Origin of the sequence: Lysobacter sp. M15, assembly GCF_022662515.1 — a bacterium.
Taxonomy (GTDB): Bacteria; Pseudomonadota; Gammaproteobacteria; order Xanthomonadales; family Xanthomonadaceae; genus JAKPBU01.
Genome location: NZ_JAKPBV010000002.1, coordinates 1 through 13,014, shown reverse-complemented (window position 1 = coordinate 13,014; position 13,014 = coordinate 1). Strand labels below are relative to the sequence as shown.

Here is a 13,014-nt window from a genome sequence, read left to right as displayed (position 1 = left end):
CTCGGAGGTGTCTGGAGAAACCAGCTTAACGACGCGCGCGTTAGCGCGGGATTACGGCCATGGCGGCCGGTATCCGGGAGTGGTTTGCTGCGCCGCAACGCGACCCTGGCCACGCAGTGGCGATAAGGTGGCATCCCCGCCATGACCGCCCGCCGAGCATCCTGCTCGAGGGATGCGCTGACCCAAGCAGCGGACGAGCATGACGTCCTTCCACCCCAGCCAGGGAGAACGGACGCATGTCCTACAGCACTGAGCAGATCCGCAATGTGGCCCTCGCGGGCCATCCAGGCGCCGGCAAAACAACCTTGTTCGAAGCCCTGCTGCATGCCGGCGGCGCGATCCAGACGGCAGGCACGATCGAACGCGGCAGCACCGTGTCCGACTTCGATCCCATAGAGAAGGAACGCGGCCACTCGCTCGATGCCGCCATTGCCAGCACCGACCATGGTGCGCCTGGTCAACAGCCCATCCACGTCAACCTGATCGATACCCCCGGCTATCCTGATTTCCGCGGCCCGGCGCTCTCCGCGCTGGCTGCGGTGGAAACCGTGGCCATCGTGGTCGATGCCAGCACCGGCGTGGAATACGGCACGCGGCGGATGATGGAGCGCGCCAAGGAACGCAACCTGTGCCGCGCGATCGTGATCAACAAGCTCGACCACGAAGGAGCCGACTGCGCACGCGTCCTGCAGGAACTGCGCGAGGAGTTCGGCCCAGAAGTGCTTCCACTCAACCTGCCCGCGGACGGCGGCAAGGCGGTGGTCGACTGTTTCGGCAACCGCACGGGCGATTCCGACCTGGGTCCGGTCGCGGACTGGCACCAGAAGATCATCGACCAGGTGGTCGAGGTCAACGAGAAGGTAATGGACCGCTACCTCGACCTCGGCGAGGACGGCCTCGGCGGCCAGGAGCTGCACGATGCCTTCGAGCAATGCCTGCGCGAGGGCCACCTGGTACCGGTGTGTTTCGTGTCAGCGCGTAACGGCGCGGGCATCGGCGAACTGCTGGACGTGGCCGAAAAACTGTTCCCGCATCCGGGCGAGGCCAACCCACCGGCATTCGTGAAAGGCGCGGGCGATGCGGCCGAGCCGATCCACGCCGCCCCCGATCCGGATGCGCACGTCATCGCCGACGTGTTCAAGATCGTCAACGATCCCTTCGTCGGCAAACTCGGCATCTTCCGGGTGTACCAGGGCACGGTCAGGAAGGACACCCAACTGTTCATCGACGACGGCAAGAAGCCGTTCAAGGTGGCTCACCTGTTCAAGCTCAAGGGCAAGGAACACGTGGAAATAGCCCAGGCGATTCCCGGCGACATCGCCGCGGTCGCCAAGGTGGACGAGCTGCACTTCGACGCGGTGTTGCACGACAGCCACGACGAGGACCAGATCCACCTGGCGCCTACCGAATTCCCGCGCCCGATGTTCGGCCTGGCCATTCATGCGGCCAGCAAGGGCCAGGAGCAGAAGCTCGCGACCGCGCTGCACAAGCTCTCCGAGGAAGATCCCTGCTTCCAGGTCGAACACCTGAACGAAACCAACGAAACGGTGATCCATGGCCTGTCGGACCTGCACTTGCGCGTGGTCCTGCAGCGACTCAAGGAGAAATACGGCGTCGACGTGCAGACGCATCCACCGCGGATCGCATACCGCGAAACCGTCAGTGCGAACGCCGAAGGTCACCACCGTCACAAGAAGCAGACCGGCGGAGCCGGCCAATTCGGCGAGGTGTTCCTGCGCATCGAACCGCTGCCGCGCGGGGCTGGATTCGAATTCGTGGACGAGGTCAAGGGCGGCACCATTCCCGGCCAGTTCCTTCCTGCGGTCGAAAAAGGCGTCCGCCAGGTGCTCGCCTCCGGCGCCATCGCAGGCTACCCGATCCAGGACGTGCGCGTGATCGTGTACGACGGCAAGCATCATCCGGTCGACAGCAAGGAAGTGGCGTTCGTGGCGGCGGGCAAAAAGGCCTTCCTGGACGCGATCTCCAAAGCCGGGGCGCAGGTGCTTGAGCCCATCGTCGATCTCGAAGTCAACGCGCCCGAGCAGCATATGGGCGACATCAGCGGCGGCCTGGCCAGCAAGCGTGCGCGCATCAACGGAACCGATTCGGCGCGCGGCGGGGAAATCGTGGTCAAGGCCCAGGTGCCGCTGTCGGAACTGGAGGGTTACGCGGCGGAACTCAAGTCGGTGACGGCCGGACGTGGGCGTTACTCACTGGATTTCAGCCATTACGAACCGGTCCCGGTGCAAGTGCAGCAAAGGCTGAGCGAGACGTACAAGCCCCGGCATGAGGAAGACTGACTTTCAGCACTCGGTGGTTGCCCGGCTTGCGCCGCTGGCGATGCTGGTCGGAGTCGCCGGTTGCCTGCATGGGCCGCCGCGACAGCTCGCTGCCGCCTCGTCCTGCCAAGCCGGCGACCGTGCCATGGTCCGCGACGTGCTGTACTTCGGCCGCAATCGCCCGGATGGCGGCAAGGTCGCGGATGACCAGTGGCAGGTGTTCCTGGACCAGGTGGTGACACCGCGTTTCCCCGACGGGCTCACGGTAGCCTCGGCAACCGGGCAGTGGCGCGGCGCGAGCGGCCAGGTCGAAACGGAAGCCTCGCAGGTGCTGACCCTGCTGCATTCGGGTGATGCGGCTTCGCGCAACGATGTGGCCGGCATCGCGGCCGAGTACAAACGCCGCTTCGGCCAGGAGGCGGTGCTGCGCGAACGCAGCGCCGCCTGCGTCGCCTTCTGACGATCCGCGATGACGGGACGTGAACCGGATCGGCGCTAGGATCGATTCGGCAGCAACGCCAGCCGACGGAGGAATGCGATGACCACCGGCCGCAAAGTCGTCGCCATCGGCGTAGTCGCCGCAATCGGGGTGATGGCCTGGTCCACGCTTCGGAACCCGGATCGCGCGGTGGTTCCACCTTCGGGCAGCGACGCTGCCAGCGCACAGGGCGAAAGTCGCCAGCAATCACCGGTCGGCGAACCAGTGCCTGACGATGCAGGTGCGCGGGACGTGGCGGACGCTGCCGCCCGACCGACTCTTTCGCCCGCGGCAGCGGTTGCCGTAGCCGACATGCCGCGTTACCTGCGCGAGCTCGGCAAGGACCAGATCGCCGAGAAGTTCAGCGAAATGCTCGACCCGGGCGATTGCAGCCAGGCGATCGATCCGGATGGCAGGATCATGCGCTGCAACTCGGTCGGCGTGCTGAACCAGCGCCTGCAGGAGCAGCTGAAGAACCCCGATCCGCGCTGGACGCCGCTCGCGCAGCGGGAACTGCAGGCGGCCGTCGACGCCATCGGCGAGAAGTCGGGCGGGCGCATTCGCACCATCGATGTGCGCTGCGGCCGCGACGTGTGCCAGATCCTCACCATCGCACCGACCTCGGACCACAACCCGCCAGGCGGCTGGGATGACGCATCGCGTGCGTTCGGGACGGCGCAATGGTGGAAGGATCTGGGTTTCGTCGACATGGGCCAGTCGATGACCTCCGGACCCGACGGACAGACCACGTACTACGTCACCCAGCTCACCGCCAAGCCCGGCCGTTGATTCCCGCCCATGGTTTCAATGCGTTGCGTCGCAGCGCGCTTGCACGACATGAAGCCGGGCACCCGCTCGCGCTGCGCCGGTCGTCGGGCGGTTTGCGGAAAACCCGAAAAAAAAGCCGAAAACAGGTGCGATAGGACTTGGCGGCCGGGATTTCTTGCAATACATTGCGCCTGCCGGCTCCATCGACCCGGACGAACAAGCTGAAAAACCCACCTGTAACCATATTTTCTCGACGAGGGAATCAAACGCACATGGCAAAGAAGAAAGTCGCCGCCAAAAAGAAGGTCGCCGCCAAGCCGGCCGCCCCCAAGCCCATCAAGGAAGCCCTGAGCAAGTCGGGCCTGGTCGCCCACATCGCCGAGCAGACCGGCGTAGCGGCGAAGGACGTGCGTTCGGTCATGGGCGCGCTGGAAGGCGCCGTGCACGCGTCGGTCAGCAAGAAGGGCGCGGGCAGCTTCACCCTGCCGGGCCTGCTGAAGATCACCGCCGTCAACGTGCCGGCCAAGCCGAAGCGCAAGGGCATCAACCCCTTCACCAAGGAAGAGCAGTGGTTCGCAGCAAAGCCGGCCTCGGTCAAGGTCAAGGTGCGCCCGCTCAAGAAGCTCAAGGACGCCGCTGCCTAAGCGCGTCGACGCGACGGGCGGCAATCGGCTCGTCCCTTGCGTTGCAGCATGAAGAAGGCCGGCCCCACGGGTCGGCCTTCTTCTTTTGCGGCAAGCAGGCGTGCGACGAAGCATTCCGGCGGTATGCCGCACGCCGCGTCGCTCACGATGTAGCCTGCCAGGATGCCCTTCGACACCACCACCCTGCTCACCTACCTCGCCGCCGCCGCACTGCTGGTGGTGGTGCCAGGGCCGGGCACCGCATGGATCTTGGGGCAGAGCGTCGCAGGCGGCATACGCCGCGGCTTCGTCGCCGCCCTGGGGTTGGAAACCGCGACATTGCTGCATGCGCTGGCGGCCAGCCTTGGCCTGTCCGCCCTCCTCGCCACCTCCGCCGTCGCCTACGAAGTGGTGAAGTACGCCGGTGCGGCCTATCTGGTCTGGCTGGGATTCAGGGCATGGCGCGAAGGCCGCGACGGGCAGCAAAACTTGCGGCCGGCCGCCGGTCCATGGCGCGCTCGCACCGTGTACCTGCACTCGGTCGTCACCGGCGTGCTGAATCCCAAGGTCGCGCTGTTCTTCCTCGCCTTCCTGCCGCAGTTCGTGCATCCCGAGCGCGGCCTGGCGTGGCTGCAGTTCCTGGTGCTGGGCGCGCTCCTGTCCGTCATCGGCTTCGCCCATAGCTGCATGCTTGCACTTGCCGCCGGAAAGATCGGCAATGGCGTCGCGCGCAGCACCCGGCTGGCGCGGTGGCGACAACGCATGCTGGGAACGGTATTCATCGGCCTCGGCCTGCGCCTGGCCTTGCAGTCGCGCAGTTCAACGTAGGATCCGGCCATGCCTGCCAGCAGCATCAAGCGAGCAGTCGAAATCCGCAGTTACGAGCTGCAGCCCGGAACCCGCGAGGCGTTCCATGCGCTCATGTCCGATCAGGCGGTGCCGATGCTGCGCCGCTGGAACGTGGATGTCGTGGCGTATGGACCCTCGGGCCACGATGCCGACAGCTACTTCCTGATCCGCGCCTATCGCGACGTGGCCGAGCGCGATGCGAGCCAGGACGCGTTCTATGGCAGCGACGAATGGCGCAACGGGCCGCGTCAGGCGATCCTGGCGCCGATCCGTCATTACACCAGCATCGTCATGTCGCTCGACGAGGCATGCATCGATGCGCTGCGCGCCGCTTCGCCGTCTTGAAGCGTCGGCGAAGCGCCCACATCATCGGGTTTCGAACGATGGCGGAGCGCGCATGAAGACCCAGGGTTTCCTCGATCATCTGCTCAGGACCGCGCAGCAGGGCATCGGCCAGGGCGGCCTGGGTGACCTGCTCGGCAACGTCGGCGGCGGGCCATTGGCCACGCGCACATCGCAGCCCAGCAGCACGAAGGAAGATCGCGGTTTGTTCAATGCCGATTTCGGCAAGGGTGCCCTCGCTGGTGGCGCGCTGGGCCTGCTGCTGGGCAACAAGAAGGCGCGCAAGTATGGCAAGAAGCTCGCCCTGTACGGCGGTGTGGCCGCGGTCGGCGTTCTCGCCTACCGGGCTTACGGCGACTGGAAGCAGCAGCAGTCAGGCACAGGTGAAGGGAGCGAGCCCCAGACCGTGGACCGGCTGCCGCCGGCAGCGGCCGAGCTGCATGCGCAGGCCATCCTCAAGGCGCTGGTCGCCGCCGCCAAGGCCGACGGCCATATCGACACGCGCGAGCGCGAGGTGATCGAAGGCGAATTCCGCCGGATCGACGCGGACACATCGCTGCAGGCCTGGTTGCATACCGAGCTGGAACGCCCGCTGGACCCGGCCGAGGTCGCGCGAGCCGCGAGCACGCCGGAAATGGCGTCGGAGATGTACCTGGCCAGCCTGCTTGCCGCGGACGAACAGAGCTTCATGGAGCGTGCCTACCTGGACGAGCTGGCGCGCCAACTGAAGCTGGACGAGGCGCTGAAGCAGCGGCTGGAACAGGAAGTGCGGCGGGCCGACTGATTCCGCAGCGCTGCTGATCATGCGTGGGGCCGCGCGGGTGCTGCTGTGGCTGCTGGCGATTGCGGCGCTGCTGCTGGGCGCACGTATGTTGTGGTATTCGCGCTGGATGGAGGTTCCGCGTACGACCTGGGAGCTGTCCCGAATGCCCCGGCCCACCTCTCTGCCAGTGCCAGTGCAGGGTATCGAGGCCGCGCGTATCGCCGATACGTTTGGCGCGCCGCGCGGCCGCGACCGTACGCATCAGGGCGTGGACATTTTCGCGCCCCGCGGTACTCCGGTGCGCAGCGCCACCCACGGCGTCGTGGTCTCGGTGCGCGAAGGCGGGCTGGGCGGGCGCCAGGTCTGGGTGCTGGGGCCGGCGGGGGAGCGCCACTACTACGCGCATCTCGAGGATTGGGCGCCGCATCTCGCAGACAGGCGCATCGTGCAGGCGGGCGAGGTGCTCGGCTTCGTCGGCGACAGCGGCAATGCCAAGGGCACGCCACCGCACCTGCATTACGGCATCTATGGGCCGCAGGGCGCCTACGACGCCCTGCCCCTGCTGCGCGCCGGCGCCGGCGGCGCCCCGACGCGCTAGCATGCGCGCCATCCCGGCAGCGCACGAGGCACGACGATGGACAAGCGGTTCTGGATCTGCGGCCTGGTGGTGTCAGTCGCCGCATTGATGCTCGACTTTCTGATCCACGGCGTGCTGCTGAAGGCCGACTACCAGGCGCTCGTGGCCAGCGGTTTCGTGCGCGGGCCCGAGGATGCGCAAGCGTTCCTGCCGTACATGGTGGCAGCGCATCTGCTGATCGGCTTTGGCCTGACCTGGCTGTACCGCCAGATTTCTCCCGCCGGGGAGCGCTCGATGACCCGCGGCCTGCGGTTCGGCGCGGGCTTCGCCGCCGCGGCAACACTCCCGGGTTACCTGATCTACTACGCCGTGCAGCCATGGCCGGCGGCCCTGGTGCACAAGCAGATGCTGTTCGGAACTGCCGCGGTCCTGGTGCTGGGCCTGCTGCTCGGTTATCTGCAGCCGCGCCGCGTGGCGCTGTAGCCGGGATCCTTACCGCGCGTTCACCGCGTGCGCGCCACCGTGCCAGCCTGTCCGCGACGGAGAATGCACATGCGCAAGGTATTCCTGTTCGTCCTGATGGCGGGTGTGGGCGCAGTCCTGTCCGCCTGCTCCACTTTGGGGGCCATGGGCGCGCTGCTTGGCAACAGCGTCACCTTCACCGCGCCCCAGCTGCAGGGCTATCTCGATCGCCGTTTTCCGCGCGATTACGACAAGCTCGGCGGCCTGGTCACCCTGAGCGTGCTCAATCCGCGCCTGAGCATTCCGCAGGGCAGCAGCCGCCTGCGCCTGGATTTCGATGTGGGCTTCGGTACCCTCGGCCAGGACAGCCGCTCGCCGGCCGGTCATTTCGCGGTAGCGAGCGGCCTGCGCTGGAACCCGCAGACGCGCGGCCTGCATCTGGATGCTCCGACGCTCGAATCGGTCGACGTGCCGCAGCTGGGCGGGGGCATGAACGCCACCGGGCGCGAGCTGATCAACCGCTGGCTCAGCGACTACGCGCGCGACGAGCCCGTTTACCAGTTCGACTCCGGTCTGATGCAGCAACTCGCCTCGCGTCGCATCGGATCCACTACGATCGAGAGCGGCCAAGTCGTCGTCCACCTCGACCAATGAACACCTGTCAATGAGCACCTGCCGATGATCGCGACCATCGCCCGCACGACGTTTCTGCTCCTCACTCTGACGCTGTGCGCCTGCGGCGGCCGCGACAAGGACGCGCAGAGCGGCGCGTCCAAGGCCCAGAGCGATGCGTTACCCGCCCCGGTGTCCGGGGCGGGAGTCACCGGGACCGCGGACATCGCGCCCGGTGGACAGGGCCAGACGCCATCGCTGGGCGGCGCACCGCCGGCGACGCCACCCGCAGGCGATCTGGTGATCCAGGAGTTGCCGCCGATCGCCAATCCGGAGACCGGCGTGGGCATCGATCCCGACGGCGACGGGCCGCTGACCGCACCGCCAACTGCAGATACCGGTGCGGCCGAACCAACCGCTGCCGATGCCGTGTCGGTGATACGCGACTACTACGCGGCGATCAACGCACGCGATTACGGCCGCGCTCATGGGCAGTGGTCCGGCAACGGCAGTGCCAGCGGGCAATCGCCGCAACAGTTCGCAGCAGGCTTCGCCCAGACCCAGGGCGTTTCCGTGGAAGTCGGTGCACCTGGCCGCGAGGACGCGGGGGCCGGCCAGCGCTATGTCGAGGTGCCCGTTTCCGTCAGAGCCACCCAGGCCGATGGCAGCGTGCGCCGGTATGCGGGCAGCTACGTCCTCCAGCGCACCGTCGTCGATGGCGCCACGGCGGAGCAACGCAGCTGGCGGATCCGCTCGGCGGACCTGCGCGAAGTGCAGCAGTGAACAGCTCCACGCCGCGCATCAGCCAGGACGCAAATGGGCGAGCGCCGCCGCCACATGCGACACGGTGCGTCGCACTCCTGCTCGTGGCGCTGAGTGCCTGCGCGACGGCCCATGGCGCCGAGCCCGCGCCGGGCGATGGCTTCCACCTTCCGGGCGACTATTCCGAACAATCGACGGTCGCCGAATTCCAGGCGCGATTCGGAACGGAGAACGTCCAGGTCGCGCCGCTATCCGATACGGACGATGCCCCGCGCGGCCTGGTCCTGTTCCCAGGCGATCCTTCGCGGCGTGCCTATGTCGCGTTCCACGACGAGGATGCGCTCACCGGTGTTGCGAGCATTACCGTACGTGATCGCGGTTCGCGCTGGCGCGGAAAGCAAAACGTGCATGTGGGCATGTCCTTTGCCGACCTGCGCCGTGCGAATGGCAAGCCGTTCTACTTCTATGGGTTCGACGCCACGCTGCAGGGCTTTGTCCAGGATGCCTGGAGTCCGTCATTGGATGCGGACGACGACACGCTCGGGGCTCTGGATGTGGGTCCAGGTGAGGAAATGTATTTCGCCGTCGAACTTGGCCCCCCGCCGGCAGCCGCACCGATCCAGGCGTCGTGGTACCCGCGCGATGAAATGTCCGTGTCCAGCGACGATGCGCGCTTCCCCCGCCTTGGTGCGCTGTTCGAAGTGACGGCGATTCGCGCCTTTACCAGCCTCGACGATGAATGATCCTGCCCGCCGTCGCAACGCGTACGGCAGCGGCTGCTAGATCTCGAACCGATAACTGAGCTTCACCAGCAGCTGTTCGCTGTCGCGCAGGTCGAACGCCTGGCGGAACTCGTCATCGACCCCGAACGGATTGTCCCGCCCCTCCTGATACAGCGAGCCGCCGCGTACGTAGGCAACGTAAAGATAGGACAGCGGCGCAAGCTCATAGCGATAGCGCACCTGGAAACCCAGGTTGCGCACCGAGAAATCCGGAACCACTTCGTCGCTGGCGACCGCTTTGCGATCGATAACCCGCCACGACTGCAGTGCCTCCGCATCCAGCCCGATCGCTTCCAGGCGCACGCGCAGCTCCTGCCTGGGATCGATCAGCCAGGTCGCACCCGCGGCCAGATAGGCCAGGTTCGAACGATAGGTCGCCAACTGGTTGTCCTCCCGCCACAGCAACCAGTCCGGGCTGTACGACAGTTCGAGGGTGGCGGTGAAACTCAGTTCGTCATTGACGAAGTAGGTCGGTTCGATGTTGAGGGTCAAGGCTCCCTGCTCCGGACCTTCCAGACCTTCGCCCGCATAGCGCCCATAGCCGTAGAGCTGCCAGGCACCCTTGCGCGGGCGGAACCGCTCGTAGTAGGCATACAGTTTGGCCGGCACCTCGACGATCCCGTTGCCGCGGGTGATCAGATCGTCCTGTCCCGCCGACCACATCGCGATATCGAAGAAATCGTTGCCGCCGTCGCGGCGGTTGCCCTGACGGTTGACGGACGCAGCCCAGGCGATGCGCTCGCCCTGGTCGTTGCTGCGGTGCGAAGCGGCGTAATGCCAGTCGAACCCGGTGTAGGCCGAGGACTCAGGCAGGTCGGTGACGCGGTGTCCCAGGTCGTAACGCAGGTAGTTGAAATTGTTGCGCTCCAGATACCCGAAATCATTGAGCGCGAAGTCCTTGCCGACATGCAGCGCGTACAGCTGCTGGCGCCAGGTGTTCTGCATGTCGTAGTCGATGAGCACCTGCGCGCCGGAATCCCGCCGGTTGACGCCGGATTGCTCCACGTCGGACCCGACCACGGTGCTGCGCACGTTCCAGCGTTCATTGGACCAGCGATGGTCCGCCTCGTATACATCCGCCGTGCGGACCCCCGATGGATATTCGACCCGGGTCGCCATTGCCCCGAAGCCGTGGCTGCCGGCGTCGCCGCCCTCGAAATCGCGTGTCCCGCGCAGCGCGTAGAACTCGCGTCCGTCTTCCTCGTCGGCGGCGAATGCTCCGTAGTTGAATCCCGCGACGCTGCCGTTTAGCTTCAGCGCCGCGGTCACGTCGCCCGATACGCGGCGCGTGTAGAGCAGCCGGCTGCGCTGGTTGAGCGAACCGAAGGGCACGTCGAAGAACCCCTGGTTCTCGGTAAAGAACGGGCGCTTGTCGCTGAAGAAGGTTTCGGTGGCGCTGAAATTGACCACCAGCTCGTCGCTCTCGACCTGGCCGAAGTCGGGATTGAGGGTGGCGCTGAGCTGGAAGCGTCCATGCGGTTTCCAGAAGACGTCTGCGCCTGCGTCGAAATCGCTGCCCCGCTCGTCGAGCTCACCCCCGGCGTAGATTCCCGACACGTACGGCGTGATCGCAAGCAGCGATTGGCTGAAGGCCGGTACAGTGACCGGCTGCAGCTGGGTCAGGAAGCGGGGTTCGGTAAACCCCACCGCAGGCCACGAGCCGCGCTGACCGGTCTGCGCGATCACCCGGTCCAGTCCAACGCGCATGGTGCGGTTTCCACCCTGGGCTTCCCGCATCGGCGCGATGTGCCATGGCACGAGCATCTCCACGTACCACGCGCCGTCGTCTTCCGAGGTGGCGTGTCGCCAGCTGCCGTCCCAATCGTCGTTGAACTGGTTTTCGTTGGTGATGGTGGTGTCGTTGATGCTGTTGGCCAGCGATACGGTGAAGTTGTATCCCGTGCGCCCGTCGCCGTCGAAATCCACGTACAGATTGACCCGGTCGACCGCGCCGGCCTGGTCGCGCTGCCCGCGCTGGCGGTTGCGCTGCACGCTGGCGGGCTGGCTGTTGCGGAAGCCAATGGCAAGGCCTTCCTCGGTGGCGAGAATCAGCACCTCGGTCGGCAACGGCAGGGGCTCGCGGCTGAGCGGCTCGGTCAGGCGGAAGTCGGTGACCCGTTGCGCCCGCTGCCATTCCGGCTCGTCGATGCGTCCGTCGATCTCGATGGCCAGGGCAGGCGCGGACAGCGCGGCCAGGAAAACGCCAAGAGCCGTGCGCATGCCTGCATTCCGGTCGAAGGTCGCGCACAGCCTGTACCCTTGCCCGCGGCGGCTCGCCTGTCGTTGGTCACCCAACTTACGGCAGGCACCCGGCGGCGCGGATGCGGAGCCCCCTGCCGTTCGAAGAGCGTGCGCTACAGTTCGAACCGGTAGCTCAGTTTGACCAGCAACTGCTCGTCGTCGCGGATATCGAAGCTGTCGCCGAGCAGATTGCCGACATCGTCCGAATACGGATCCTGCCGGTAGCCGCCGCGGCCGTACACCACGTACAGGTAGCTCAGCGGTGCCAGCTCGTAGCGATACCGGATCTGGAAGCCAAGCGTCCGCACGTTGAAATCGTCGACGGCCTCGTCGACGGCCAGCGCACTGCCATCGGGCTGCACCCGCACGACCTGCTGCAGGGCGGCGTCCAGGCCGAGCGCCTGCAGCTTCACCCGCAGCTCCTGCTTGCTGCCGATGTTCCAGTTGACGCCTGCATCCAGTTCCAGCGCCTGTTCGTCGAAGCGACCGATCCGGTTCCCGCAGGCCGCATCCGGATCGTCGCATTGCCACACCAGCCAATCCGGGGTGCGCTCATAGGACAGGCCGGCGATGATGCTGAAGGCATCGTTGATGAAGTAGGTCGGCGAGAACTCGACGCGGTAGCCGATCTTGTCGTTGCCCGCCAGGCCGCCGCTGAAGGCTTCGACCTCCGTCTCCCACGCCCAGCTGCCCTTGCGGGGCCGGCCGTATTCGTAATAGGCGTTGAAATTGGACGGCCGGCGCAGGTTGCCGTTGCCGCGCGTGATCTGGTCGTCCACGCCGCTGCTGTTGACGTTAATCTGCGCATACTCGGAACTGCCGTTGCGCAGCTGGCCGTCGCGGCTCATGCGGAACTGCCGCTGCAGGCGATCGCCGTGGTTGTTGTCGGTCCCACTGATGCGCCAGCGCCAGTCCTTGGAGGCGTAGCGCGAGTCTTCCGGCAGATCGGTGAAGCGGCGCGACGCCTGCCAGTGCAGGTAGTTCAGGCTGTTGCGCGACAGGTAGCCGGCATCGTTGATCTGCAGCGCATTGCCGAAGTGCATGGCGATCCATTGCTGGCGCCAGCCGCGATCCATCTCGTAGTCCGCCCACACGGTCGCGCCGAGATCGCTTTCCGCTTGCCCGTCCTGGTCGATGCGGCTGCCGAACAGCCGGCTGCGGATGTTCCAGCGCGGCGTCGGCCTCCAGTCGTGGTCGATGCCGAGTACGGTCGCTTCCCGGTCCAGATAAGGCCGCTCGACCTGCGTCAGCATCATGCCCAGGTTCTGCTCGCTGAAGTCCCGCACCAGGCGCAGCGCCCCGAAGCTGCGCCCGACATCGCCGCGTTCGTCCGCGTAGAACACGCCGTACTTGGCCGCGCCCAGGTTGCCGTTGAGCTTCACCGCCGCGGCGATGTCGCCGGCGCCGTTGCCGTCGTCGGCGGGCCCCCCCCCCCCGCGGGGGGGCAGCAGCGGGCGGAACTCCGAAAGCGGGGGG

The 13,014-nt window shown here is 66.5% G+C and carries 14 protein-coding genes; 12 read left to right on the top strand and 2 right to left on the bottom strand.

The features are described 5' to 3' along the window. Positions 1–236 precede the first annotated feature (236 nt). The 12 genes from fusA to MC380_RS00805 all read left to right on the top strand — a co-directional run bounded on the left by fusA (position 237) and on the right by MC380_RS00805 (position 9,258). Entirely contained in the window at positions 237–2,300 is a 2,064-nt protein-coding gene (fusA, locus tag MC380_RS00860; protein ID WP_242162504.1) for an elongation factor G, read from the top strand. Continuing rightward, positions 2,287–2,739 (top strand): DUF3574 domain-containing protein, encoded by a 453-nt coding sequence (locus tag MC380_RS00855; protein WP_242162502.1) that lies wholly within the window; start codon positions 2,287–2,289, stop codon positions 2,737–2,739. The genes fusA and MC380_RS00855 overlap by 14 nt, the downstream gene beginning before the upstream one ends. A gap of 78 nt (positions 2,740–2,817) precedes the next feature. Beyond that, positions 2,818–3,546 (top strand): hypothetical protein, encoded by a 729-nt coding sequence (locus MC380_RS00850; RefSeq protein WP_242162500.1) that lies wholly within the window; start codon positions 2,818–2,820, stop codon positions 3,544–3,546. 251 nt (positions 3,547–3,797) lie between these two features. Continuing rightward, the gene (locus MC380_RS00845; protein ID WP_242104553.1) at positions 3,798–4,169 is read left to right on the top strand and encodes an HU family DNA-binding protein; all 372 of its coding nucleotides are present in this window, start codon (positions 3,798–3,800) and stop codon (positions 4,167–4,169) included. 162 nt (positions 4,170–4,331) lie between these two features. After that, on the top strand, positions 4,332–4,976 hold the full coding sequence (locus tag MC380_RS00840) for a LysE family translocator (RefSeq protein ID WP_242104554.1): 645 nt from the start codon (positions 4,332–4,334) through the stop codon (positions 4,974–4,976). 9 nt (positions 4,977–4,985) lie between these two features. After that, positions 4,986–5,342: an NIPSNAP family protein gene (locus MC380_RS00835; RefSeq protein WP_242162498.1), complete on the top strand. Its 357-nt coding sequence runs from the start codon at positions 4,986–4,988 to the stop codon at positions 5,340–5,342. Positions 5,343–5,394: 52 nt separating this feature from the next. Beyond that, positions 5,395–6,123 (top strand): tellurite resistance TerB family protein, encoded by a 729-nt coding sequence (locus MC380_RS00830; protein ID WP_242162497.1) that lies wholly within the window; start codon positions 5,395–5,397, stop codon positions 6,121–6,123. Positions 6,124–6,142: 19 nt separating this feature from the next. Further along, positions 6,143–6,700, top strand: a complete 558-nt coding sequence (locus MC380_RS00825; RefSeq protein ID WP_242162495.1) for a M23 family metallopeptidase — start codon at positions 6,143–6,145, stop codon at positions 6,698–6,700. A 36-nt stretch (positions 6,701–6,736) separates the two neighbouring features. Then, on the top strand, positions 6,737–7,162 hold the full coding sequence (locus MC380_RS00820) for a hypothetical protein (protein ID WP_242162493.1): 426 nt from the start codon (positions 6,737–6,739) through the stop codon (positions 7,160–7,162). Positions 7,163–7,231: 69 nt separating this feature from the next. Then, positions 7,232–7,795, top strand: coding sequence for a DUF1439 domain-containing protein (locus tag MC380_RS00815; RefSeq protein ID WP_242162492.1), 564 nt, complete (start codon positions 7,232–7,234; stop codon positions 7,793–7,795). Between the two features lie 24 nt (positions 7,796–7,819). Continuing rightward, the gene (locus MC380_RS00810; RefSeq protein WP_242162490.1) at positions 7,820–8,536 is read left to right on the top strand and encodes a hypothetical protein; all 717 of its coding nucleotides are present in this window, start codon (positions 7,820–7,822) and stop codon (positions 8,534–8,536) included. Positions 8,537–8,619: 83 nt separating this feature from the next. After that, positions 8,620–9,258: a hypothetical protein gene (locus MC380_RS00805; RefSeq protein WP_242104561.1), complete on the top strand. Its 639-nt coding sequence runs from the start codon at positions 8,620–8,622 to the stop codon at positions 9,256–9,258. A gap of 36 nt (positions 9,259–9,294) precedes the next feature. Here the strand turns inward: MC380_RS00805 and MC380_RS00800 are convergent, their stop codons facing one another. After that, complete coding sequence (locus MC380_RS00800; RefSeq protein WP_242162488.1) at positions 9,295–11,517, bottom strand: DUF5916 domain-containing protein; 2,223 nt, start codon at positions 11,515–11,517, stop codon at positions 9,295–9,297. Positions 11,518–11,651: 134 nt separating this feature from the next. After that, the coding region (locus MC380_RS00795; RefSeq protein WP_242162486.1) for a DUF5916 domain-containing protein at positions 11,652–13,014 on the bottom strand (1,363 nt) is incomplete at its 5' end.